This window comes from Psychromonas algicola, from assembly GCF_004378355.1.
GTDB lineage: Bacteria > Pseudomonadota > Gammaproteobacteria > Enterobacterales > Psychromonadaceae > Psychromonas.
Genome location: NZ_SNUB01000001.1, coordinates 37,199 through 61,104, shown reverse-complemented (window position 1 = coordinate 61,104; position 23,906 = coordinate 37,199). Strand labels below are relative to the sequence as shown.

The window sequence follows — 23,906 nt, the reverse complement described above, 5'->3', positions numbered from 1 at the left end:
AAAAACCGCTCTCGAGCGGTTTTTTATTATCTAGTACAAGGCTAATGGTTTAGCTCAATTGTAATAAACCTACTGCGTTTGCAAATACTAAAAGGATCGCAATTGGGGCAATCCAACGTAAAATCAACATCACGATAGAAAATTGCCAGTCAGGTAAGTTTAATTCTTCTTTAACCACTTCTTGTTTCATTACCCAACCAGTGAATACACTGATTAATAGCCCACCTAATGGCAGCATGATATTAGCTGTAATGTAGTCTAAGAACTCGAATAAATCAGCTCCCATTCCAAATGAAAGTTTAGTCCATTCAGCTCCAGAGAAAGAGAATATAGTTAATAATGATAACAACCAAATACCAGATCCTGAAATAATTGCAGCTTTAGTACGAGACATCCCTTGACGCTCAACAAGATAAGCAGCCGGAGATTCAAGCAAGGCAATCACAGAAGTGAACGCAGCAAATACGATCATTACGAAGAATAATGTGCCGACAAAGTCACCAAAAGGCATATTACCAAAAGCAATTGATAAAGATTGGAATAATAGGCTTGGACCTGCAGTTGCTTCTAAGCCGCTTGCAAATACAATTGGGTAAATCGCAAGACCAGCGATTAATGCAACTATGGTATCAGCGACAGCAATCATGATTGAAGTTTTTGCTATAGAAACACCTTTAGGTAAATAAGCACCGTATATCATCATAATGCCTAACGCTAAACTCAAGGTAAAGAAGGCATGACCTAATGCAACCAACACACCTTTAATTGTTAACTGTGAAAAATCAACATGGAACATAAAGGAGAAAGCAGCAGAGAAATCACCAACAACGGCAGAGTAGAACATGATAACAACAAGTAATACTAATAGTGCAGGCATTAAATAAGTAACAGCAGTCTCTAAGCCGCCTTTTACGCCTTTAGAAATTACAAACACTGCCGAACCAACAATAACTGTTGTCCAAATTAATAGTTGTTTAACATCAGTGATCAAGCCAACAAATAGGTCTCCAATGACTTGTGTATGAGTCGTAGCATCCGCAGCGGCTGCACTAAATTCACCTGTTGCTGCAAAGTAAACATAAGCGGCAGCCCAACCTGCAATAACAGCATAAAAACTTAGAATTAAAAAACCAGCTAACACGTTCATCGAACCAATTAACGACCAACGAGATGATTTACCTGCTTCTTGTGCACAGTGTGCAACTGCATTAGCTGGCGTAGAACGGCCGCGCTTACCAATCACAACTTCAGCCATCATAATTGGAATACCAATGAATAAAATACATAAAAGGTAAACTAAAACGAATGCGCCACCTCCGTTTTCACCCATAATGTACGGAAACTTCCAGATATTACCTAAACCAACAGCAGCACCCGTTGCTGCTAAAACATATGCGTATCTACTCGACCAGCGATTAGAAACATGTGTATCTGTGCTCATATAAAAGCCTATTTATTTTTATTTATTAAAAGATGGCTCTTTATATCTAGAATGAATATTAATTACAAGTAGATATAGAAGAATCAAAAGCTCATTAGATATAAATCAAAAACATTCTTTGTAGAAATATAAGATTCTTTATTTGTTTTGATTAAATATTGAGCATGGAGAGGCTTTCATAAAAAGTAAAATGATGTTCTTTATTTAGGTTATAAACCCGCATTCTGAAAGGATAGCCACTCCTGTGAATGCGCTTCAACACAGCGTGAAAGTTTGTCGGTGGTGACTTTTACTAGTTGAAATTGCTGAAAGGTTTTATTGTTGGCAAAGACATGTTCTTGATCGAACAACATGCACAAACAAAAGTCATTTTCTTGCTCTAATAGCATGTATTTTGCTGGTTCAGCCATACCTAAAGCGGTAAGTGTGACTATCTCACCTTTTTCGTATTCAGTATCTTGATCTTCCGAGACTTCAAATAACCAGCTTTTAGGCATAATAGGTTTATGAAAAATATCAATCACCAAAAGGTGTAATATAATTTTACAGCGTAAAGCTTCGTCAAAGTCTTTTAATGAAGGACTTTCAAATAGATCAATATAACGAGTAACGTCTTCTACTGTAAATGCCATGGTTTGACTTTGTTTCAGCATTAACATGTTTTTTTTATAGACGAGTGGGAAAGAACGATCGCGATCGGCTACAGATAACTTACCCTGTTCATGGTCATAAACCCACTGCCAACTTGCTTTTGGAATATAATCCATCGCTCTCTCCTACTTGCTATTAAAAATTAACTCGTTTAGTTAATAATCAATTAAATATTATTAACAATATCCTTAACTAATGGTGGGCCTTGATAAATGAAGCCAGAGTATATTTGTACTAAACTTGCGCCCGCTTCAATCTTCTCTTTGGCTGCAATCACGCTATCAATCCCGCCGACACCGATAATTGGAATCTCTCCTTTTAAGTGCCCTGCAAATTTTGCAATAACCTTAGTACTTTTACTTTGTACTGGACGACCACTCAACCCACCTGCTTCAGAAGCATGCGACATGCCTTTAATGATCTCGCGATCTAGCGTGGTATTCGTTGCAATTAAACCATCAATTTTAAATTTAAGTAATGATTTTGCAATCGATTCAATTTCTTCATCACTTAAGTCTGGCGCAACTTTAAGCGCAATAGGGACGTATTTTTCATGCTTTTTAGCAAGCGCTTGTTGACGAGTTTTTAATGCATCTAACAAATCATCTAATGCTTCACCGTATTGTAATGCGCGTAATCCAGGCGTGTTTGGTGATGAAATATTCACTGCGATATAACCTGCATGCTGATAAACTTTATCCATACAAATTAAGTAATCTTCTTTACCTTCTTCAACTGGTGTATGAATATTTTTACCAATATTAATACCAATTACACCTTTAAAATTACTGTTTTTTACATTTTCAATTAAATTATCTACGCCATGGTTATTGAATCCCATGCGGTTAATAATACCTTCTGCTTCTAACACACGAAACAATCGTGGCGAAGGATTACCTGGTTGTGCAACTGGTGTTACTGTTCCTACTTCAATATGTCCAAACCCCATTGCACCAAATGCATCAATACATTCTGCATCTTTATCTAGTCCTGCTGCTAACCCTAATGAATTTGGAAAAGTCAGTCCCATTACTTCTACTGGACGTTGATGTACTTTTTGACGATAAAAGAGATCCAATACCGTACCGTGGGTTAATTTAAGTTGTTTGATAGAAAGATCGTGCGCCTTTTCCGGGTTTAGCATAAACAAAAAACTGCGCATAATTCGATATAACATAGTAGGACCTTATAATTGATGGAGAATAGTACAAAAGTAATTGTGTTTTATTGTATAGAAAAAGACTTAAATTCAATACACTAAAGTTCAATAAAAAAAGTAAGCAAAGCAATTAATCGATTTTTAATGTTGGGTATTTATGAACTCTCACTCGCCAGCCTTTTAACCAATTTAATTCATTCTTGGGAGCGTTCTTAACGCGCCTTGTTAATACTTCATCAGCAGAAAGAGCAAAACTTAATAAAATATTATCCGTTTGCGCTGGCATTGCGAGTAATACTTGCTTTAATCCCCAACCTTCACCTTGATAACGTTCTTTAGGTGAAATACCTTCACCCTTAAAGTTAATGTAATCGAGTAAAATAAAAATACCTTCTGGTGTTGCCGTTAAAGCTGACACTTGTGTTTTTATTTTCTTTTGTTCAGATTCAGAGCTGGCTTGTAAAATGGCTGGAATACCTTTTTCTAAACGTTGAGTGATAAACTTAGCCTGTAAAGGCATGGTATTTTTTAACAGGGTTCTTAAATCACTTAACTTACTATTACTAAAGTCATTATAGAAAGCTTCTCTATTCTTCCAAGGAGCAACTTTAGTTGTTAATAACCAATCGGGAACTTTTACGTTATTGTTAACCAAATAAGCAACAAGTTCAGGAAATTGTTCGATATAAGGCCCCTTTTGCTCAGTCGGGTACCAAATAAAATGACCTATGCCTAGTGAAGGGAAGGCTTCATTTTTATTCCAAACCGTTAAATTTTCAATTAAACCAGCGCCTTCATTTTTCCAAACTAATTGGGCTAAGGTGTTGTTCTGTTGATTTGTTAAAGAAATTGAATAGGATTGAGCAATTGAAGAAAGAGGAAAAAATAACAGAGAGGAAAGCAATAAAATGCGTAACATGAGTAACCTAATTAATGAATAAGAAAGATGGCCTGCACAGTTTGCATCGTTCAGACAACAAAATGAAAACTCATACTTTCTATAATTTCATCTCGTTTCTCTTGATTTGCAACTTCGAAATATTTATCTAAAGCGCCACGGTCTTTGGCAGAAGGTTGATCATAACCTAATGTATCATTTAGCGACTCTTCTTGTTGAGTCGATAAAACTAAAGAGAATTCATTAGGATTAGCTTTTTTAACAACAGGTGTAACTTCGTTAACTTCTGCGGGTTTTTCATTTTTTTTAACTTGCGACAAATTACCTGTATTAATAGGTACATTAGTCATTGCAACGTTATTATGAATCGCCATAAGTTATCCGAACATTCTCTTATTAAATCAATGATAAAAAATCGTTATCAATAGTATAGACAGCTATTGTAAAAAATCATTCACGACCAGGAAGTTTTTTCCATGTCACGGTATCACGTAAATAAACGGGTACTGCTAATTCAGGCTCTACTGCACTGTTTTGTTCAATTAACAATTTACCTGCTTTTAACATATTTGCTGCATTAGGATAAATAATATCCGATATTGTGCAGTTTGCAAAATATTCTTGTAAAGCTGGGTAAGCTTCCCAGCCCGTTCCGACTAAATCGCTGCCAGCAACTATTTCTGTACTTTCAAAACTTGCAATCAGTTGTTCTGGTTTAATGACGATTTCATTTTCTTGAAGTACCATTAAACCTGCATCATTTTTATAATGTGCAAAATAGACTTCGCCCATACGTGCATCAATTGCAGCATAAACACTTTGCGTACCATTAACATCTAACGCTTGTTGTGCCATGGCTTGTAATGTAGAGACTCTGACCATTTTTATTTCTAACCCAAAAGCTAACCCCTGCGCGATGCTGATACCAATTCGAACACCAGTAAAACTACCAGGGCCTTGACCGTAAACAATGGCATCAATATCCGATAAATTTAGTCCCGCTTCTTCCACTACTTCATTAACAGTTGGTAATATTTTTTGAGTATGCTCTCTTGGAGCTAACATAAAGCGCTGATGTACTTTTTCACCTTGAGCTAATAAGGCAATAGAACAAGCCTCTGTTGAAGAGTCTAGGCTTAAAATAGTTAATGAAGATGCTGACATGGGAAACGCCTGTAATAAATAATGTTTAAAATAAAATGATGTTAAGAAAATGAAATAAGTCTATTCGATCAACGATAGGAAATCGATTGCTTTTTCAAGGTCTCTTGTACGTGGCATGCAAGGTAAACTATTCAAGAACAAATTACCATATTGGCGACTTACCAATCGTGTATCACAAACAATTAATACCCCTTTATCTTGCTCAGCTCGAATCAAACGTCCAACGCCCTGCTTTAAAGTGATCACCGCTTGCGGGAGTTGCACATCAAAGAAAGGATCGCCTCCTTTTAATTCAGCATCTTCCATACGTGCTTTTAGTAAAGGTTCTTCTGGTGAAGCAAAGGGGATTTTATCGATGATCACGCAAGATAAGGTTTGTCCGCGTACATCTACGCCTTCCCAAAAACTGCCTGTTGCAACTAACAGCGCATTACCATGAGAAATAAACTCATCTAATAAAGCTTGTTTACTTTTTTCACCCTGTAATAAAACTGGGAAGGTTAAGGTTTCTCTAAAAGCTTGAGCCAGTTGGTTCATCATTGAATGGCTTGTACAAAGAAAGAAACAACGTCCTTTACTGGCTTTAATTACTGGCGTCAACATACTTACTAGCTTAGCTGCTAATCCAGGCGTTCCAGGTTCTGGGATTAATCGAGGAACCACAAATAAACTTTGCGTCGCGTAGTTAAAAGGACTGCTTAACTGTAAACATTTAGAAGATGTTAGCCCAAGTAAATTAGTAAAATGCTTAAACTCCCCTTTTACTGATAACGTTGCTGAGGTAAATATCCAGCTTGCCTCTTTCTTTTGGCATTCAGTTTGAAAACGGGTTGCAACACTCAAGGGAGTTATATTCAATGAAAAGTGTTGCTTGGTACATTCATACCAATAACTAAATCCACTTTCATGTGTGTTATTCAAACGTTCAAACAATAAAATATACTGGTTAATTTTCTCAAAGCAATGATCTAACACTTCGCTCTTACCTAATCGCTCTGTAACAACTTGTTTTAGAAAATCTAATACTTGGCGTAAACGTGTGACATGCATTTGCATTGCTCTGTCTTTGCTTTTATCACGCCAACTGCCCGAACCTTTTTCCATGGCAAAGGCTAAACGAAAATCTAATGACGCGGCTCTTAATTGTTCCGCAGCCTTAGACATTTGTTTCGCTTCCTTCAATTCAGTGCGATAAACAAAATCGATTTCCTTAGCCAGTTCAGTTAACTGCTTACTTGAAAGCGTTTCACCAAAGTATTGGCTTGCGATATCAGGTAATTGATGTGCTTCGTCGAATATATAAGTGCTCGCCTCTGGAATCAATTTGCCAAATCCTGTTTCTTTAACCGCAAGATCCGCAAAAAACAAATGATGATTAATCACAATCACATCAGCATCCATGGCTTTAGTTCGCGCTTTAATCACAAAACAGCCATCGTAACTCGGACATTCCTTACCTAAGCAATTGTCATTGCTACTTGTAATAGACGGAATGATCATGGCGTCTTCAGGTAAATTATCAACTTCAGCAATATCGCCTGTTGATGTACCTACGGACCAATCTTTAATGGTTACCAACTCAGTGTGTAAATTCGGTTGTTTGAAACGCGTTTCTAACATGAACCGGTTTAAACGCTCTGTACACAGATAATTACTCCGACCTTTTAATAGCGTGCAATGGCCAGTAAAATTGGTGGCTTGTATTAATAACGGAAGATCTTTTATATAGAGTTGTTCTTGAAGTGCTTTACTGCCCGTTGAAATAATGAGTTTTTGTCCGAGAGATTTATCTAAATTAAGTAAAGCAGGTGCGAGATAAGCAAAAGTTTTACCGGTTCCTGTTTCTGCTTCAACAACTAATGAACCCTGTTGTTTTATAGCCAAGTCAACGGATTCAGCCATTTTTACTTGTGCATCTCGTCCTCTAAAATGAGGAATAATATTAGCAAGCTCTCCTGTTGGAGAAAAAAACGAAGCAATCAAGACGGTAAACTCTATATCGGATAATAATCATTATTCTACGTCAATTAATGAAAGCTGAACATGACTTAGTATGATTCATTAAATACTTAACCAAATAAAATAATCAAACTAGACGTTTATGCGAGATAAAATAAAATTAACCGGCAACTTAGCTATAGAATTGAAAACAATCATTGCAATGACTGATATCTATTGTCGCGATCATCATTCAACTAAAGAGTGTCAATCCTGTGAAGACTTTATTGAACATGCAAAACTGAAATTAGATAGATGTGTTTACGGGGATAAAAAACCAGCTTGTAAAAAGTGCCCTATTCATTGTTATAAACCAGACAAACGTGAACAAGCTAGAATTATCATGCGCTATTCTGGACCTAAGATGCTATTTAAACACCCATTATTGGCTATCAAACATTTAATTAAAGCGACTAAAAAGTTTCCGGCGACAATACCGGAAGGGATTTCAAACTATCATTTACGAAAAAACAAACAATAGAAGAATGTGTTACCAGTTTAAACAATAATATCTATATGCTCAGTAGTTTCATCATCTTTATCGTCTGCACTTGTTGGATTCTTGCTTTTAGGTTTATTGAATTTTTTATATTCAACTTCCTGTTTAGCCTCTTTCTTATTACCTATAATGGCTTCAACTTTTTCATTTGAATGAAGAGTGTCGGTTTTAATATCGTGAACACTTTCCTCTATATCCTGAGGTGAAGTATTGTTTTTACGATTGGATGCTTGATATTTAACCAATTTCTTATTAACAATCTTTTCTCCCGTTAAAGGTTTAAAGATAGTTGCACGATGAATAAAATCGTTAATCAGATGCTGACTCATATAACCTCCTTAGTTATTGTTCGAGAGAATTGACTTAATTATAGCTGCAATTAAACTTTTCGCGTTATACATCCATTGTTGGTTTAGGACTGTTTACACTGAAATAAAAACACAATAGAAATCAGATTTGAAATTAACCGAATAATCTTTACAATACCGCGTCTAAAAAGGATTTAACATGAACCGTAAAAAGAAAATTAATAGCATTCTTAAGAAGCGTCTTAAAAAGATCAATGCTAAATCAGCGCCTGCCAATAAAGAGAAATATATCTCTAAAGCTGAACGTGCAAAATTAGAAGCACAAGCGAATGAACAAGCGACAACTGATTCAGCAGTGTTAGAGAATAGTTAATAAAAAACTAAGATATTCCTATTTAGTTGAAAATAGATACAAAAAAAGTTTCACATTTTAAGGCTAGATTGGTAATATCAGTGGCAATTAATTTAAAGAGTTTTAATCACAATGAAAAAGAACAATCTGAAAGCACATCACCATCATATTACTTAATCTTTCAGGATTTTCTTGGAAGAGATTTTATGTGCTTCCAGTGGTTACCCAAATTTAAACCCTCGGAAGTTAAACTCCCGAGGGTTTTTTAGTTTTAAATGCAAGGAAAATAGAATGCCAGAACAACGTTTAAGAATCGCGATACAGAAAAAAGGTCGCCTAAGTGACGATACAGTTAAATTATTAAAAGCTTGTGGCGTTAAGGTAAACCTTAATACACAACGTTTAATTGCTCACAGTGAAAACATGCCAATTGATATCCTTCGTGTGCGCGATGACGATATCCCGGGCTTAGTGATGGATGGCGTCGTTGACCTTGGTTTTATTGGTCAAAACGTATTAGAAGAAGAAAGCATGATGCGTAAAGTAGCGAATGAACCTACTGCGCACAAAGTCGTAAAAGAACTCGCATTTGGTGGTTGTCGTTTCTCACTAGCTGTTGACAACGATTTTGATTACCAAGGCGTACAATCGCTAGCAAACTTACGTATTGCAACAACTTACGTACATATCCTTAAACGTTTTATGGCTGAAGCTAACGTACCTTACACATCATGTATGTTAACGGGTTCTGTTGAAGTTGCTCCACGAGCTGGTTTAGCTGATGCAATTTGTGACCTAGTTTCAACGGGTGCAACGCTAGAAGCAAACGGTTTAAAAGAAGTTGAAGTTATTTACCGCTCTACTGCTGTATTAATGCAACGTGACGAACCATTAACAGGTGACAAGCAAGCATTAGTTGACCGTATTTTAACGCGTATTGACGGCGTTCAAACGGCGAAAGAATCAAAATACATCATGTTAAATGCTCCAAAAGCAAATCTAGCTGCAATCACTGACCTGTTACCAGGTTCTGATTTACCAACAGTCATGGATTTAGCTGGTAGTGATGACCATGTTGCACTTCATGTTGTAAGTAAAGAAAACCTGTTCTGGGAAACAATGGAACAATTAAAAGCATTAGGTGCAAGTTCAATTCTGGTTTTACCAATTGAAAAAATGATGGAGTAGTCCAAATCATGGGAATGAAAACGGTCAACTGGGAACAATTAACACCTGAACAGCAAACAGAACTGTTGAGTCGTCCTGCAATGGCAGACTCATCAAGTCTTACTGCAACAGTTTCAGATATTATTACTAATATTCGTAAAAATGGTGATCAAGCCCTGCTTGAATACACAAAACGTTTTGACAAATTAGAAGGTGATAATTTCACGTTAACAAATACAGACATTGAAGCGGCAACCAAACGCCTTGGGTCTGACATAAAAGATGCTATTAAAGTGGCATACGAACAGGTTGTGAAATTTCATAAAGCACAACAGCAAGATGTTATACGTGTAGAAACCATGCCGGGTGTTGTGTGTGAAATGCATACACAAGCAATTGAATCAGTTGGCTTATACATTCCTGGTGGCAGCGCGCCGTTACCATCAACGGTGATCATGACAGGTGCTCCGGCTCAAATAGCCGGTTGTTCACGTTTAGTTTTATGTTCACCACCGCCCCTTGCAGATGAAATTCTATATGCAGCATCACTATGTGGTGTTGATGAGATTTATTCTGTAGGCGGCGCACAAGCCATAGCTGCACTAGCTTATGGTACAGAAACAATTCAAGCGGTAGATAAAATATTTGGTCCAGGTAATTCCTTTGTAACTGAAGCTAAACGTCAAGTTAGCAATGATTTTTCAGGTGCTGCAATTGATATGCCTGCTGGCCCGTCTGAAGTTTTAGTGATTGCCGATGAAAAAGCTGATCCTGCATTCATCGCTTCAGATTTATTATCACAAGCTGAGCACGGCCATGACTCGCAAACCATTTTGGTGACACCATCACAACAAGTTGCTGAACAAACTGCTCGTGAAATTGACAGTCAATTAGCCGTATTAGAACGTCGTGAAATAGCAGAAAAAGCCATTGCCAATAGTGTAAGTATTGTGTGTAAAGATATTGACCAAGCGGTAATGATTTCAAACCGTTACGCACCAGAGCATTTAATTGTACAAACTGAACAACCGCGCTTGTTACAACCTTTGCTTAAAAATGCAGGATCTATCTTTTTAGGCGCTTGGACGCCAGAATCGGTAGGTGATTATGCAAGTGGAACAAACCACGTATTACCCACTTACGGTTATACAAAAACCTATTCAAGTTTAGGTTTGGCGGATTTTGTTAAACGTTACACGGTACAAGAATTAACGCAGGAAGGCTTAAGAAACCTTGCGCCAGCGGTAACTTGTCTTGCTGCTGCAGAAGGATTAACTGCGCACAAACGTGCTGTAACTATCCGTATGGAAAAGCTTGAAAGCCAAAACAATAAATAAGTTAACTAAATAACCTGAGCAAACCGTTGCTCAGGCACTCGTTAGGGATGAAACATCGATGAGTAACATCAAAAAGCTTGCTAGAAAAACAGTTCAGGCATTAACACCTTATCTTTCCGCTCGCCGTATTGGTGGTAATGGAGATGTTTGGTTAAATGCCAATGAAGCTCCCGATTGCAGTATCTATCAACTTGATTCATCAACACTACATCGTTACCCAGAATTCCAGCCACCACAAATTATCAATGCCTACGCAACTTACGCTAAATTAAATGCGGACCAAGTGTTAACTACTCGCGGCGCCGATGAAAGTATCGAAATTTTAATTAGAACATTTTGTGAACCAGGCCTTGATAGTATTTTAATTTGTCCGCCAACCTATGGTATGTACGCAATCAGTGCAGAAACCTGCGGTGTTGAAATTGAAGAAGTACAACTACAAGCTAACTTTGATGTCGATTACGAGGCAGTTAAACAAGCTGTATTAAAGTCTGACGGTAAAATAAAAATTGTATTCTTATGCGCGCCAAATAACCCAACTGGCAACATGTTAGACAAAAGCAAATTAGCTGATTTATTAACAGCAACGGCAGGCAAAGCATTAATTGTTGCCGATGAAGCTTATATCGAATTTTGTCCTGAATTCACGCAAACTGACTTAATTGTTGATCACGACAACTTAGTGATCACAAGAACCCTTTCAAAAGCCTTTGCGTTAGCTTCTATCCGTTGTGGTTTTACATTAGCGCAATCATCAGTGATTGAAATGATGAGTAAAGTGATTGCACCTTATCCTGTACCAGCGCCTGTTGCACAAATTGCAGAACAAGCATTATCCGCTGATGGATTAGAAGTGATGCGCGACCGCGTTGTTGTGTTAAACAATAACCGACTTGTATTAGCTAATGCGCTAAGCAAATTAGATTGTGTTGTCGATATCTTCCCAACAACGGGTAACTTTTTGTTAGTTCGTTTTAAAGATTCAGCTAAAGTGTTTAAAGCCTTTGCTGACGACGGCATTATAATGCGAGATTTTGCAAACAAACCTCGCTTAGAAAATTGCGTTCGTATCACCATTGGTAATAGTGATGAAATGAACAGAACATTAAATACCTTAAACTCACTGTAGGAACCTAAAATGAGTACACAAAAATTTCTATTCATCGATCGAGATGGAACATTAATCGATGAACCTATTAGTGATAAGCAGGTAGATAGCCTTGAGAAGTTGGTTTTTGAACCTTACGTAATTCCAAGCTTATTAACATTACAAGATGCAGGATTCACATTAGTGATTGTCTCTAATCAAGATGGTTTAGGCACAGACAGTTATCCTCAAAGTGACTTTGATATTCCACAAAATAAAATGATGGAAATCTTTGCATCGCAAGGTGTTAAGTTTGAATCAACCCTGTTATGTCCGCACTTTCCAGAAGATAACTGTAGTTGTCGTAAACCACACTTAGGGATGGTGAAAGAATATTTACAGTCTGGCCGAATTGATCACGCAAACTCTTACGTGATTGGTGATCGCCAAACGGATATCGGTTTAGCTGAAAACATGGGTATTACAGGTATTCTTTACAATAAAGAAACATTAGGCTGGAAAAAGATTGTTCACCAACTAACAAGCCGCGGTCGTACTGCTTCTGTTACGCGTACTACCAAAGAAACAGACATCAATGTCTTTGTTGATTTAGACACAACTGGCGAAAACAAAATTGATACTGGCATGGGCTTCTTTGACCATATGTTAGATCAAATCGCTACGCACGGTGGCTTCCACATGAACGTGAGCGTAAAAGGTGATTTACATATTGATGATCATCACAGCGTAGAAGATACAGCACTAGCCCTAGGCGAAGCATTAGATAAAGCATTAGGTGACAAACGTGGTATCGGCCGTTTTGGTTTTGTACTACCAATGGACGAAACCAAAGCAAGTTGTACATTAGATTTATCAGGCCGCCCTTTCTTAAAATTCAAAGCGAATTTCACGCGTGAATTAGTTGGCACAATGTCAACGGAGATGGTTGAACACTTCTTCTATTCATTAGCACAAGCAATGCGTGCAACGATTCATTTAGAAGTTGAAAATGGTAATGCGCATCATATGGTTGAAGGTTTATTTAAAACATTTGGCCGTACATTACGTCAAAGTGTACAAATTATCGGAACGGATCTTCCTTCAAGTAAAGGTGTTTTATGATAGTTATTATTGATACAGGTTGCGCTAACCTATCGTCAGTACGTTTTGCAGTTGAACGTTTAGGTTATGAAGTGGTTGTGAGTAAAGACCCTGTGATTCTACAACAAGCGACGAAACTGTTTTTGCCTGGCGTAGGTACAGCCAAAGAAGCAATGGCAAATTTAATTGACCGCAACTTAGTTGAAGAAATTAAAAAACTAACTCAACCTGTTTTAGGTATTTGTTTAGGTATGCAAATGTTAGCCGAAGGCAGTGAAGAAGTCTTTGCAGAAGAAGCTGCTTCAGAGAATGCTGAAACTGAAGTGATCAACACTTTAGGCTTGGTCGATGGATTCGTTGAAAAAATGGATGTCGCACCTTTACGCTCTCCGCATATGGGTTGGAATCAAATCACACCTAAATTGGACGAGCCTTTATTTAAAGATATCCCTGCAGGTAGCTACTTCTACTTTGTACATAGCTACGCATTACCGGTTAACGAAAACACAATTGCAAGTTGTGAGTATGGTTCTCCGTTTACGGCAGCAGTGAATAAAGACAATTTTTATGGGGTGCAATTTCACCCAGAGCGTTCAGGTAAAGCTGGTGCGCAATTAATCAAAAACTTCTTGGAGCTTTAATACTATGATTATCCCAGCACTTGACTTGATCGACGGTAAAGTTGTTCGTTTATACCAAGGCGATTACGATCAAAAAACAGTTTACAGCGATGATCCACAAAGCTTATACACTATTTATAACGAACAAGGCGCTAATTGGTTACACCTTGTTGATTTAGATGGCGCAAAAGATATTACTAAACGTCAACTTGGCGTGATTGAAAGTTTAATCAAAAACACCCCTGCTAAAGTACAAGTTGGCGGCGGTGTGCGCACAGAAGCTGACGTAAAAGGTTTATTAGATGCAGGCGCTCATCGTGTTGTAATCGGTTCAACCGCGGTTAAAGAGCCAGAAATGGTTGCAGGTTGGATGGAAAAATACGGCCCAGAACATATCGTGTTAGCCTTAGATATCAATATTGATGCTGAAGGTAACAAGATCGTTGCAGTATCAGGTTGGCAAGAAGACAGTGGTCAAACAATCGAATCGCTATTAGAGATCTACATGAAAGTTGGTCTAAAACATGTGTTATGTACTGACATTTCTAAAGACGGTACATTAACAGGCTCAAACGTTGATTTGTATAAAGAAATGGCTGTTGCCTTCCCAAGTGTCGCTTGGCAAGCATCAGGCGGTATCGGTTCATTAGATGATATTGCAGATGTAGCACGCTCAGGCGCACAAGGCATGATCGTAGGACGTGCGTTGTTAGAAGGCAAGTTCACAGTAGAAGAAGCCATTAACCGCTGGCAGAATGCTTAGTTTTTAAGTTTCTCAACTAGACATAAATAAGAACCACCTTTTTAGGTGGTTTTTTGTTTTTATGAACTTGATTTTGAAATTAAGCATCAAAAGAAACGGCAAGCTCAACCCAGTTTTTATAGTCATCAATTACATCATCATTTTTATACATTTCAATAAGTAATAAATGTTTTTTATATGCAACTGAGCCCATACTTGCTCTATCATAAAACCTCTCCGCTCTTTTTCTTCTATTTTGTTCACGTAGATGTGGAGGTTCATTAAATGAATTATATATTTCTGAAAGTAAATCTTTTAATTGAATTGAAAAAAAAGGTTCTTCACTTTTTACAAAGACATATTTATCGACGAAATTTATTACTTGATGTGTAATAGGTTCCAGATTATTCGTGTCGACCGTATTTGATATTTGTAATTTAGATGGATTAATAATACCTGCGTAATTTCTTTTATCTCTATCATGTAACATAAATAAGTAAATTAAAAAAATTAGATTAATTTTTTTATTTGATATTAGAATTACTGCTATTACTTTATCGATTAATTGTTCTAAATCGCGTAATGAATAGTCATAAACTTGCTCCATTTGATTTATTAAACTTACAAAATCATCTATTCCTCTTAATTGTGGCCAAGTTTCCCACTTTTCAAATACAGACTTAGTGAGTTTAAATTTATGGGTTATAAAGTTGGTAATAAATTGTGATTTGGAAACACTTTGTAACGTACATCGGCGGTTAAAAAATCGGCCTAAATAAGTTTGAGCTTCAAAGCCCTGTCCATAAACGGCTTTAACTGCATATTGCAGTTGTTCGGTATCCGTTGCCACCACAAAGATAATATTATCCATTTCAAAGAAATGTTTAATGACTTCTAACATTTGCACCGCATAAGTTGGGCGGCAACGATCTAATTCATCAATAAAAATAAATGCTGGTGCGCTTAATTTTGAATTACCTTGTATCGCTCCAATCCACTCCTGTATGGCTTTTTTAAATGTAGTAATAGAATTTAACGTCGAATTATGATTTTTAATCATTTTATCCGTCACTTTAGCTGCAATGTCACCTAACATTGCCCCATCTGCTTTTGATAGATCATGCTCGCCATCATCATTCAAATCAATGCCCGTAGCTTTCTTCATTACACCTTTTGCAACAATTGGAGCAATATCTTTAATAAAACCACCAACTTTCCCAGCGGTATTACCAATAGTTTTTGCTTCAATTGGTTGAAATTCTTTTAATTGACTAATTATCGAAGAAACAACAGACAGCATAGGATCGTTAGAAAAGTCTTGTTTCCATGCATCAATATAAACAACGGGGTGTTCTTCTTTTAAATTTATCAACCAGCGATTTAAAAAATAGGTTTTACCGGTTCCCCACGGTGCGTTGATGTTTAAAACATAACCACCATGACTTGCTTCTGCAATTAAGAAGTTTGTAAGAAAAGATGCATATCTAGCACGATCTAACGTATCAACTGGATAAGTAATGCCTTCATGAGTTGTTTCGCTATCCCATGAAAAGGTATAAGGTTGTGCATTTCCCATTTTAAATCACCCGCTATGTAATTTGCATTTCACTTTAATATTGGTGGATATATATTTTATAAAGTCTCATTTGGTTTCAATTAAATTTCAATAAAAGTAATAATATTAAATAGAGTGGACTGACTATAAAACATCGACAAATAACTTGTCACCTATGATACATGTTGCGCATTTATTTTTTGTTTCAAATGCCTCTTTTTGACATTTCTCATTTAAAAGATAATATCACATGATATTTTTTTGCCTTACTCGGAAACCTTGTGATTTATAAAACATTAGTTAATAGAAGTTTACTCATCGTTCTTTTTTTCTCACCTCAACTTTCCGCTATCGAATTTAAGCACGAGTTACAAGAAGAACTCGAAACAGCTTATACAGAAGAAGTATTTAGAGATGACAATGGAGCTCCGACAATCTTCTTTGGTAAAAAAGATCCTAAATGTACAAAAAATTGTAGTAACGCTTTATCTTTTGACGGAAAAAGAAAACTAACGTTTCCGAAAAAGTCTTATTTGCTAACAACGACTCGTTATACTGGGGAGAGTTTTGCCATTATTAGGCAGCCTATAAAAGACTCAAGTTACAGTCACTTTTATTTCATCTCAAGTTCATCGTTAAATAAATCATTCTCTTATAAATTAATATTTACGCCGTGCTCTGGTTCATCAACCATCATTACTCGTGATGGAGCATTGGTTTGCCTGTCAGAGAAAACAATCGAAATTTATAAAAAACCAACAGGTCGAGATCAGAAAGTTGACGAGTCCAACGTACAAGTTTTAAAACTGCCTGCAAAAGCACAGATAAGCAAACTCAATAACAATTTAACTGGCGATATTGGTATAGCCATTATCAACACAGAACAACAAAAGCTTTATTATGCTGAACTAAATAATTTATTAATGCTCAATCGAGCAAATTCTGCTTGGTCGTCACACTACACACTCATACATGATCGCTCAGATTCACGCGACGTGTTGGCCGTTTACCCTAACAGCAGTTCTCACGGCGTTGTTGCCGCTTATGAATATGTTAACGTTTTAAATAAAAATACAACCATCTATAACTTTGAAGATAACGCTGCCAGCAGACGTATTATTACTAATAATATAAACGGTAATTTTGGCACTAACCCCGAAGTCTTCTTTTATGATGATGAACAGGTATTGTTTACCGCTAAATCATCAGAAGATGGCGATCTACATTCTTATTTAATTGATGTTGAAACATTAAAAGCAGAAGAAACTTTCTATAGTGACAATCCTGAACAATCTAATATCGACTTTTTATCTGGTTACAGTATTGCTTTAAATAGTTGGTTTATGTCCCAAAGTGCAGGTGATTCCATCAGAACCGATTACGATATTAACAACAGTTTACTGCAGAGTGTTTATTTTCAAGCTCGATATCGCGATACTCAATTAACGTTAAAATACTTAACCAACGAAGTGAAAGAAAGTTCAACAAACTCGGTGAGTTATTTAACTGGTCTTGTAGACTTTAATGGCTTTTTTGATGGAGCTGATACCTTACGTTTACAAGTAGATTGGTCACAACTCAGTGGAACAGCTACGTATAAATCAACAGATTACCTAATTAATGGCGAAAGCGAGTTTTCAAGTAAGTTTGAATCTGATTATAAAAATTTTGAACTGCTCATTTTTAGTGAACATGGCAATTATTTTGGCTTTAGCTACTCGACGATGGCAATGCCAAGTGCCATCGGTTTATCAATATCCGAAGAAAGCACCTCAATCGTTGGTTGGGCATTTGATGAAGATTATAAACAAACAACACTTATGCTCAAAGCGGGTTCTGATGAAGCAGCTTACGGAGCGAGATATGAAGTTAACTATAATCGAGGTTTTTTCCGACCTAACATTGGTGTTGGCCTTGTTGGAAGAGGCATTTCAGACGCCGCAATTACCGAAGCAACTTCATCGACAACGACTAAAAAGATTACTGGGGATTGGACTTGGGTTGCATTACTAGGCCTCGACACCGGCTATACACATCAACGTCGTTGGGAGGAATATAAGGGTATTGGTTACTCTGTTCAACTAGGCTTACGTGCTGAACTTTATTATCAAGCGGAAAGTTATCAAACAGCTGACGATGAAGAACTCTTTGTGAATATGGAACGCGTTGATTTTAATTTGGGACCTTATGTTCAATTCAATGCGATATTTTGATAAAAAATACCAAATAAGAAACGATGCATCGTATAGAAACTTCTATAATTTGGGAAAGTTAAGTGATGGCAGCCTACACTTTACTCATTGTGTGTAACTTATATGCAATCAATATTTGAACAGCCACTTGGATTTCATCAACTAATATTTAATTGTGTTATCACAATGGTTCAATATAAATTTAGTTACTTTCATTCCAACAAGTTTACTCAATCGCATCCTAAGCTAATTTTAAACATTAAATAAGACCTTAGTGTTTTAATTTGTTTTAAACCTTAGAGAGTCTTTAAATTAACCTCACGCATTAAAACTAAAACAGTTTCTAGAACAACTTAATCAATTATTATTTTTTAAAAGAAGGGGAAGGTTGGGATCATATTGATGAACATTTATAATATTGCTCACCGGGCTATTGCTCACTGAAGTATGCCAGAACATACCTCACTTTTTCTTCCTGCTGTTTTTTTAAATCGCGCTTCTACAGATTTAATATAATTTGTTTTTACACTTCCAATCTGCACTTAAATTTAACTAGAAGTTATTGGTTTTGAATGCTGAACGGAATAAATAATGTTATTTAAAACAAAGACAATACCTTCACTCTATTCCTTTAACTTATAGAAACAACATAACTCACCTAGCACAGAGAACCCCACGCAGTGCAGGTAAGCTCTGATTAATGGCGAACCTTGTTACAACACTTTAGCACTCACTTTAATTCCATGCCACTGCGCGACACCACTTCGTCATGCCGCTTAATTTTATCACTTGCAATCAAATCAAGTAGTACCACTAAGCAAAGAGGTTTACTGGTATGACTAAGTTTATATGTCGTATCTTTGAACCATAAAAAAAGCCCCTACAACAATTGAAGTTGTAGAGGCTTATGAGATTATTTTTAAATGAGATTTATTGCATTAAAATTATTTTCTTGCGACTAAATGAACCGTGCTGGTGGATCGTTCTAAAAACGCCCCTTCGCAATAAGCTAAATAATATAACCATAAACGTTTGAATTCTTCATCGTATCCAAATTGTGGTAATTCAGACCAAGAGGCTAAAAAGTTGTCTCGCCAATGAGCCAGTGTTTTTGCATAATCCAAACCAATATCATAAAGGCCTTCGATTACCAATTCAGTATTGTGTGCGACTTGATCTGAAAGAACACTAACAGAAGGTAAAAAACCACCAGGAAAAATGTAACGTTGAATAAAATCTACATTACTCTTGTAGTGTTCGAAACGTTGATCAGCGATGGTGATAGATTGAATCAATAACTTACCACCCTCTTTTAAACGGTCATTACATTGTTGAAAGAAACTTGGTAAAAATTCATAACCTACCGCTTCAATCATTTCAATTGAAACGACTTTATCAAAAGTACCTGTTAAATCTCTATAATCTTCTTTTAACAAAGTTATTTGAGATTCTAGACCGAGATCTTTCACTCGTTGCTCTGCATATTCATATTGTGCATCTGAGATTGTAGTAGTAGTTACCTTGCAACCAAAGTGCTGCGCTGCATAAATAGCTAAACCGCCCCAACCTGTACCAATTTCTAATAAGTGATCTTCTTTTGTAAGTTCTAATCTTTCACAAATTGTTTTTAGTTTATATAGCTGCGCGTATTCTAAGGTTGTTGTTTCTGAGGGGTAAATTGCTGAAGAATACTGCATTTGTGGATCTAAGAATCGAGTGTAAAGCTCATTTCCTAAGTCATAGTGCGCTAAAATATTACGTTTTGAGCCAGACTGCGTATTTCTATTTTGCCAATGAGTGACTGCGTTTTTTATTTTATTAAGTAAGGATTTATTTGCATCTAACTTATCTGTTTGCTGTTGGGCTTTTGCAAAAACACGTATAACATTAGTTAGGTTAGGACTGCTCCATTTACCTGCAATAAAGGCTTCAGCGGCGCCAATACTGCCTCCTTTAACAAAATCACGGTAAACGCTCATATCATGTATTGTAATCTTTGCTTTAAGATCTTCTGAATTAGAAGCCACATTTGGGAAATACTGATGTGAGCCACCTTCTACTACTTCTAATTGACCGTAAGTTATTTTTGTAAATACGGAGTGAACTAATGAACGGCAACGCTTATCAAACCAACTTGCTGATTTCGGTGTAATAACACTTTGTATTTGTTCCATCTAAAACTCCTAAAATGACACTAATCTATAATTAAAATGATTGAATACTTATTATGTTGGTGCACTGACTGTTTACTATTTAGTTATGAACCTAATTTCTGATAACCAATAAAAGGGATTCGTTTAAGGAATAACCTTAATGCTTGCCAGTAAATGCCAATAACTATCTTTACTGTCATAACCGGTAATTGAACCCATATCTTTAATAAGTTACGTTTATTAAATGCTTTTTTCTTTAATATTAAGCTTGCTTCAAATAGTCTGTTAACTTCACCAGTATCTTGATTGGTGCGTTTATTTTCTATTTTAACGAATAAATTATCATCATCCTGCTGTGGTGGCTTTACACGCCAGTGATAACTCATATCTAAATTCATAAATGGCGAAACTTGAAATACTTTTTTATTTATTTGTTGCTCTTGTAATAGATCAACAAGGTAATAATGTCGTTCATTCCAAGGTGTATTACTCACCTCAGCCATCATCTGCGTGCATTCGTTATTGCTGTTATAACAAAAATAAAAATTAGCAGGACTAAAGTAGATGCCAAAACATCTGACTTGCACCAACATTAAAATATTCTGTATATCCTTGTCGCCACTGAGCGCTTTAACTTTATCTTTAATACGTTGTGATAATGAATTAGGTTCATCCCTTAGATAATCTTTTTCAACAAAACGTAAAGGGTTAAACCATGAGAAACCAAACAAGCCAAACCCTTTTTTAGCTTGCTCAATTTCATCAACGTTTAATGCCAACATGTATAGAGAGGAATTAAAGCTATGGTTTTTAGGGTGAAAACGTTTATGTATGACATTGCCCGAGTAAATGGCACTATGTTTAAAAGGTGAAGTCGCCGTTTCTGAAGAATCATCTACAGAATTAGTTTCTGAATCACTGTTTATATCAATGACAGACATATACGAGTCCCTACTTGCTTAGTAATTATTTTGAAAATGTATTAAGAAAACAATCAAAACGAGCCGCAACTTCAACGCCACTTCTGACGCCATCTTCATGAAATCCGTTATGCCAATAAGCACCCGCATAATGAGTATGGTTGTGACCACAAATAATCGCCCTTTTTTTCTGTGCTTTAATGGATTCAGCAGAAAAAATAGGATGATGATAAATGAATTCTCTTAATATTTTTTTAGGGTCAATGACTTCTTTCTGATTTAAGGTGACACAGAATGTTTCTTTACTCTCAATACCCTGCAAGATATTCATATTGTAAGTGACGCTTGCCGCCTTAGAACGGTCATCACTGAGTTGATAATTCCAACTTGCCCAAGCCGCTTCACGATCGGGTAACAATGCGGTATCAGTATGCAATACAACTGAGTTTTCGCTGTAAGGCATGGCTGAAAGAATCTCAATCTCTTCCTTGCTCGCATCACCTAATAACGCTAACGCTTGGTCTGAATGACACGCAATAACCACTTCATCAAACTCTTGTGTTTCAGCGTCACTGAATGCAACCTGAGCTTTACCATTATTACGTGTGATCTTAGTAATGTTGACGTTCAAATGAATATTACTTTTAAAGGGTTCACATAAAGGCGTTAAGTAACTTCTTGAGCCGTTTGGTACCACGTACCACTGTGGTCTATCTGCAATATTTAATAAACCATGGTTATGGAAGAATTGCACAAAGAAACGAAATTCAAAGTCTTCCATTTGCGCTAATGAACTTGACCAAATTGCAGCGCCCATTGGTAATATGTAGTGCTCAGCAAAAAATGCATTAAAATGATTGGTTTTAAGAAACTCGCCAAGTGTTAAACCTGGTTGATAGCTGTTTTTCTCAAAAATGTGCTTACATAGTTTGTTAAAACGTAAAATCTCTTTTACTAGCATCCAGAATTTAGGTTTAAATAAGTTGCTACGCTGAGCAAATAAGGTATTTAGATTATGCCCGTTGTATTCCATGCCTGTTTGACAGTTATGAACAGAAAAGCTCATCTCAGTTGCTTGTTTACCAATACCAATTTCATCTAATAAAGCGAGGTAGTTTGGGTAGGTTTTATCGTTAAAAACAATAAAACCAGTATCAAGAACGTAAGTTTGGCCATCTTTTTCAATTTCGACTGTTGCTGTATGTCCGCCAATATAGTCATTTTTTTCAAACACAGTAACATTATGTTTTTTAGATAATAAATAGGCGGCTGTTAACCCTGAAACACCTGAACCAATAATTGCGATATTTTTCATTAATGACTGCCTTTTAAAATAAGCTTTTGCCAAACAAAAGAAGGTAAGAAAGAGATAAATTTAAGTAAAAGTGTTAAACGTTTAGGAAAGTGAGCGTAACGTTTACGTTGCTCAATGGCTTGAATAAGTCGTTGTGAGGCTTCTTCACTCGTAAGCAGAAAAGGCATCGGAAAATCATTTTTATCCGTTAAAGGCGTTTTGATAAAACCAGGATGAATTAGCGTCACGTCTATTTTCTCTTTCACTAGATCTAAGCGTAGACTGTTTGCTAAATAATCCATACCTGCTTTTGAAGCGCCATAAGCTTCACTTCGAGTGAAAGGAAGTAAAGTGGCACTTGAGCTTACAAAAACAACTTGCCCGCCCTTTTTCACTTTCGGTAAAAAATAGTGTAATAACCAACCTAATGAGATTAAGTTAGTTTGAATAACATCGGCAAATAATTCTCCATCAAAGTTTTTTGCATCATCGATGTAACGACAGTTACCTGCGTTTAGAATCAAAATATCCAACGATTCTACATTTGCAGCTGCACCTTCTATTTGTAGTTTATCGGTCATATCAAATTGACAGACTTGCGAAGCTTTACTTTGCATCGCTGCAAGTTGTTGTTGGTTACGACCACAGGCAATCACTTGATGCCCTTGCGCAGCGTAATCGTCAAATAGAGATAAGCCTAAGCCAGACGTCGCTCCAGTAATTAAAATTGATTTAGTAGACATTATTTAGCCGCCTTTTCTTTTATCAATTTGATAACTTTTCCTAGTACAGGTAATTGCTCATATAGCATGGCACCTAAATCTAAGAAATCACGATGATAAATCACTTTTCCGTCTTTAGATTTAATGTGAGTCGTGCCATAAACAGTGACGTCTTTACCTTTATTTAATTTAGGATGTTGATAAATCATTGTCCAAAATAAAGAAGCTTCTGAACCTTGCTGAAGGTAATTATCAATAACAAAATCACAATGTTGTAGATTTTGGTACAAACCAGCAAAGTAAGAAGCTAATTGATCAAAGCCTTGGATTTGATGAATAGGATCAATGAAAGTAATGTCGGAATGATAAATGCAGCCTAATAAGTCTAAATTATCAGTGGTAAGACGCTGATAAACAGAAATAAAGTTGGCTAACCATGGAGATGGTTCACTTAACTCGATGCTTATTGAGTCATCGTTAATGGGGGCAACGTTTTCGTTTTTAGACATATTATTTATTGTATTCATCATTTATCCCGTTTGCTTA

Annotated in this window: 23 protein-coding genes and 1 other annotated feature; of the genes, 9 read left to right on the top strand and 14 right to left on the bottom strand. The window is 36.4% G+C overall.

The genetic code is table 11. The annotated features are described in order from the left end of the window. Positions 1–49: 49 nt before the first annotated feature. The 7 genes from E2R67_RS00310 to yoaA form a co-directional block, all read right to left on the bottom strand. Entirely contained in the window at positions 50–1,441 is a 1,392-nt protein-coding gene (locus tag E2R67_RS00310) for a sodium-dependent transporter (protein ID WP_134288908.1), read from the bottom strand. A 209-nt stretch (positions 1,442–1,650) separates the two neighbouring features. After that, positions 1,651–2,208, bottom strand: coding sequence for a cell division protein ZapC domain-containing protein (locus E2R67_RS00305; RefSeq protein ID WP_134288907.1), 558 nt, complete (start codon positions 2,206–2,208; stop codon positions 1,651–1,653). Between the two features lie 50 nt (positions 2,209–2,258). Then, positions 2,259–3,269 carry a quinone-dependent dihydroorotate dehydrogenase gene (pyrD, locus tag E2R67_RS00300; protein WP_134288906.1) on the bottom strand — a complete coding sequence of 337 codons (1,011 nt, stop codon included), beginning with the start codon at positions 3,267–3,269 and terminating at the stop codon, positions 2,259–2,261. A 112-nt stretch (positions 3,270–3,381) separates the two neighbouring features. Next, complete coding sequence (locus E2R67_RS00295) at positions 3,382–4,170, bottom strand: hypothetical protein (RefSeq protein WP_134288905.1); 789 nt, start codon at positions 4,168–4,170, stop codon at positions 3,382–3,384. A 50-nt stretch (positions 4,171–4,220) separates the two neighbouring features. Continuing rightward, positions 4,221–4,523: a hypothetical protein gene (locus E2R67_RS00290; RefSeq protein WP_134288904.1), complete on the bottom strand. Its 303-nt coding sequence runs from the start codon at positions 4,521–4,523 to the stop codon at positions 4,221–4,223. Positions 4,524–4,599: 76 nt separating this feature from the next. Next, positions 4,600–5,313, bottom strand: coding sequence for a tRNA (adenosine(37)-N6)-threonylcarbamoyltransferase complex dimerization subunit type 1 TsaB (tsaB, locus tag E2R67_RS00285; protein ID WP_134288903.1), 714 nt, complete (start codon positions 5,311–5,313; stop codon positions 4,600–4,602). A 60-nt stretch (positions 5,314–5,373) separates the two neighbouring features. Beyond that, the gene (gene yoaA, locus E2R67_RS00280; protein ID WP_134288902.1) at positions 5,374–7,296 is read right to left on the bottom strand and encodes a DNA repair helicase YoaA; all 1,923 of its coding nucleotides are present in this window, start codon (positions 7,294–7,296) and stop codon (positions 5,374–5,376) included. A 118-nt stretch (positions 7,297–7,414) separates the two neighbouring features. Between yoaA and E2R67_RS00275 the strand changes: the two genes are divergently transcribed. Further along, positions 7,415–7,792, top strand: coding sequence for a nitrous oxide-stimulated promoter family protein (locus E2R67_RS00275; protein ID WP_134288901.1), 378 nt, complete (start codon positions 7,415–7,417; stop codon positions 7,790–7,792). Positions 7,793–7,809: 17 nt separating this feature from the next. Here E2R67_RS00275 and E2R67_RS00270 read toward each other — a convergent pair whose 3' ends face one another. Then, a complete protein-coding gene (locus E2R67_RS00270; RefSeq protein ID WP_134288900.1) occupies positions 7,810–8,139 on the bottom strand; it encodes a hypothetical protein in 330 nt (109 codons plus the stop codon). A 178-nt stretch (positions 8,140–8,317) separates the two neighbouring features. Between E2R67_RS00270 and E2R67_RS00265 the strand changes: the two genes are divergently transcribed. The 7 genes from E2R67_RS00265 to hisA all read left to right on the top strand — a co-directional run bounded on the left by E2R67_RS00265 (position 8,318) and on the right by hisA (position 14,545). After that, positions 8,318–8,491, top strand: coding sequence for a DUF2986 domain-containing protein (locus E2R67_RS00265; protein ID WP_134288899.1), 174 nt, complete (start codon positions 8,318–8,320; stop codon positions 8,489–8,491). A gap of 134 nt (positions 8,492–8,625) precedes the next feature. After that, positions 8,626–8,740, top strand: a sequence feature (His leader region). 21 nt (positions 8,741–8,761) lie between these two features. Beyond that, on the top strand, positions 8,762–9,658 hold the full coding sequence (gene hisG / locus E2R67_RS00260; RefSeq protein WP_134288898.1) for an ATP phosphoribosyltransferase: 897 nt from the start codon (positions 8,762–8,764) through the stop codon (positions 9,656–9,658). Positions 9,659–9,672: 14 nt separating this feature from the next. Continuing rightward, positions 9,673–10,974, top strand: coding sequence for a histidinol dehydrogenase (gene hisD, locus E2R67_RS00255; protein ID WP_134289031.1), 1,302 nt, complete (start codon positions 9,673–9,675; stop codon positions 10,972–10,974). Positions 10,975–11,032: 58 nt separating this feature from the next. Further along, positions 11,033–12,103 carry a histidinol-phosphate transaminase gene (hisC, locus tag E2R67_RS00250; protein ID WP_134288897.1) on the top strand — a complete coding sequence of 357 codons (1,071 nt, stop codon included), beginning with the start codon at positions 11,033–11,035 and terminating at the stop codon, positions 12,101–12,103. A 9-nt stretch (positions 12,104–12,112) separates the two neighbouring features. Next, a complete protein-coding gene (gene hisB / locus E2R67_RS00245; protein WP_134288896.1) occupies positions 12,113–13,183 on the top strand; it encodes a bifunctional histidinol-phosphatase/imidazoleglycerol-phosphate dehydratase HisB in 1,071 nt (356 codons plus the stop codon). Further along, positions 13,180–13,803: an imidazole glycerol phosphate synthase subunit HisH gene (gene hisH, locus E2R67_RS00240; protein ID WP_134288895.1), complete on the top strand. Its 624-nt coding sequence runs from the start codon at positions 13,180–13,182 to the stop codon at positions 13,801–13,803. Before hisB ends, hisH begins: the two co-directional genes overlap by 4 nt. 4 nt (positions 13,804–13,807) lie before the next feature. Then, positions 13,808–14,545, top strand: a complete 738-nt coding sequence (hisA, locus tag E2R67_RS00235) for a 1-(5-phosphoribosyl)-5-[(5-phosphoribosylamino)methylideneamino]imidazole-4-carboxamide isomerase (protein WP_134288894.1) — start codon at positions 13,808–13,810, stop codon at positions 14,543–14,545. A gap of 79 nt (positions 14,546–14,624) precedes the next feature. Here the strand turns inward: hisA and E2R67_RS00230 are convergent, their stop codons facing one another. Beyond that, the gene (locus tag E2R67_RS00230) at positions 14,625–16,100 is read right to left on the bottom strand and encodes a KAP family P-loop NTPase fold protein (protein WP_134288893.1); all 1,476 of its coding nucleotides are present in this window, start codon (positions 16,098–16,100) and stop codon (positions 14,625–14,627) included. A 260-nt stretch (positions 16,101–16,360) separates the two neighbouring features. On the opposite strand from E2R67_RS00230, the gene E2R67_RS00225 reads away from it, so the two are divergent. Continuing rightward, positions 16,361–18,292 carry a hypothetical protein gene (locus tag E2R67_RS00225; protein WP_134288892.1) on the top strand — a complete coding sequence of 644 codons (1,932 nt, stop codon included), beginning with the start codon at positions 16,361–16,363 and terminating at the stop codon, positions 18,290–18,292. A gap of 923 nt (positions 18,293–19,215) precedes the next feature. Here E2R67_RS00225 and E2R67_RS00220 read toward each other — a convergent pair. From E2R67_RS00220 to E2R67_RS00200, 5 genes are all read right to left on the bottom strand, one after another. Continuing rightward, the gene (locus E2R67_RS00220; RefSeq protein ID WP_134288891.1) at positions 19,216–20,445 is read right to left on the bottom strand and encodes an SAM-dependent methyltransferase; all 1,230 of its coding nucleotides are present in this window, start codon (positions 20,443–20,445) and stop codon (positions 19,216–19,218) included. Positions 20,446–20,528: 83 nt separating this feature from the next. Then, positions 20,529–21,365 carry a DUF1365 domain-containing protein gene (locus E2R67_RS00215; RefSeq protein ID WP_134288890.1) on the bottom strand — a complete coding sequence of 279 codons (837 nt, stop codon included), beginning with the start codon at positions 21,363–21,365 and terminating at the stop codon, positions 20,529–20,531. Between the two features lie 25 nt (positions 21,366–21,390). Next, positions 21,391–22,659, bottom strand: coding sequence for an NAD(P)/FAD-dependent oxidoreductase (locus tag E2R67_RS00210; RefSeq protein WP_134288889.1), 1,269 nt, complete (start codon positions 22,657–22,659; stop codon positions 21,391–21,393). Continuing rightward, positions 22,659–23,381, bottom strand: a complete 723-nt coding sequence (locus tag E2R67_RS00205; RefSeq protein WP_134288888.1) for an SDR family NAD(P)-dependent oxidoreductase — start codon at positions 23,379–23,381, stop codon at positions 22,659–22,661. The genes E2R67_RS00210 and E2R67_RS00205 overlap by 1 nt, the downstream gene beginning before the upstream one ends. Next, on the bottom strand, positions 23,381–23,887 hold the full coding sequence (locus E2R67_RS00200; protein WP_243836911.1) for a nuclear transport factor 2 family protein: 507 nt from the start codon (positions 23,885–23,887) through the stop codon (positions 23,381–23,383). The genes E2R67_RS00205 and E2R67_RS00200 overlap by 1 nt, the downstream gene beginning before the upstream one ends. Positions 23,888–23,906 lie beyond the last annotated feature (19 nt).

What these genes read in the sequence shown, in the direction of transcription:
- E2R67_RS00310 (WP_134288908.1), bottom strand. Translation starts at nt 1,441, where the DNA reads ATGAGCACAGATACACATGTTTCTAATCGCTGGTCGAGTAGATACGCA.
- E2R67_RS00305 (WP_134288907.1), bottom strand. Translation starts at nt 2,208, where the DNA reads ATGGATTATATTCCAAAAGCAAGTTGGCAGTGGGTTTATGACCATGAA.
- pyrD (WP_134288906.1), bottom strand. Translation starts at nt 3,269, where the DNA reads ATGTTATATCGAATTATGCGCAGTTTTTTGTTTATGCTAAACCCGGAA.
- E2R67_RS00295 (WP_134288905.1), bottom strand. Translation starts at nt 4,170, where the DNA reads ATGTTACGCATTTTATTGCTTTCCTCTCTGTTATTTTTTCCTCTTTCT.
- E2R67_RS00290 (WP_134288904.1), bottom strand. Translation starts at nt 4,523, where the DNA reads ATGGCGATTCATAATAACGTTGCAATGACTAATGTACCTATTAATACA.
- tsaB (WP_134288903.1), bottom strand. Translation starts at nt 5,313, where the DNA reads ATGTCAGCATCTTCATTAACTATTTTAAGCCTAGACTCTTCAACAGAG.
- E2R67_RS00275 (WP_134288901.1), top strand. Translation starts at nt 7,415, where the DNA reads ATGCGAGATAAAATAAAATTAACCGGCAACTTAGCTATAGAATTGAAA.
- E2R67_RS00270 (WP_134288900.1), bottom strand. Translation starts at nt 8,139, where the DNA reads ATGAGTCAGCATCTGATTAACGATTTTATTCATCGTGCAACTATCTTT.
- E2R67_RS00265 (WP_134288899.1), top strand. Translation starts at nt 8,318, where the DNA reads ATGAACCGTAAAAAGAAAATTAATAGCATTCTTAAGAAGCGTCTTAAA.
- hisG (WP_134288898.1), top strand. Translation starts at nt 8,762, where the DNA reads ATGCCAGAACAACGTTTAAGAATCGCGATACAGAAAAAAGGTCGCCTA.
- hisD (WP_134289031.1), top strand. Translation starts at nt 9,673, where the DNA reads ATGAAAACGGTCAACTGGGAACAATTAACACCTGAACAGCAAACAGAA.
- hisC (WP_134288897.1), top strand. Translation starts at nt 11,033, where the DNA reads ATGAGTAACATCAAAAAGCTTGCTAGAAAAACAGTTCAGGCATTAACA.
- hisB (WP_134288896.1), top strand. Translation starts at nt 12,113, where the DNA reads ATGAGTACACAAAAATTTCTATTCATCGATCGAGATGGAACATTAATC.
- hisH (WP_134288895.1), top strand. Translation starts at nt 13,180, where the DNA reads ATGATAGTTATTATTGATACAGGTTGCGCTAACCTATCGTCAGTACGT.
- hisA (WP_134288894.1), top strand. Translation starts at nt 13,808, where the DNA reads ATGATTATCCCAGCACTTGACTTGATCGACGGTAAAGTTGTTCGTTTA.
- E2R67_RS00230 (WP_134288893.1), bottom strand. Translation starts at nt 16,100, where the DNA reads ATGGGAAATGCACAACCTTATACCTTTTCATGGGATAGCGAAACAACT.
- E2R67_RS00220 (WP_134288891.1), bottom strand. Translation starts at nt 20,445, where the DNA reads ATGGAACAAATACAAAGTGTTATTACACCGAAATCAGCAAGTTGGTTT.
- E2R67_RS00215 (WP_134288890.1), bottom strand. Translation starts at nt 21,365, where the DNA reads ATGTCTGTCATTGATATAAACAGTGATTCAGAAACTAATTCTGTAGAT.
- E2R67_RS00210 (WP_134288889.1), bottom strand. Translation starts at nt 22,659, where the DNA reads ATGAAAAATATCGCAATTATTGGTTCAGGTGTTTCAGGGTTAACAGCC.
- E2R67_RS00205 (WP_134288888.1), bottom strand. Translation starts at nt 23,381, where the DNA reads ATGTCTACTAAATCAATTTTAATTACTGGAGCGACGTCTGGCTTAGGC.
- E2R67_RS00200 (WP_243836911.1), bottom strand. Translation starts at nt 23,887, where the DNA reads ATGAATACAATAAATAATATGTCTAAAAACGAAAACGTTGCCCCCATT.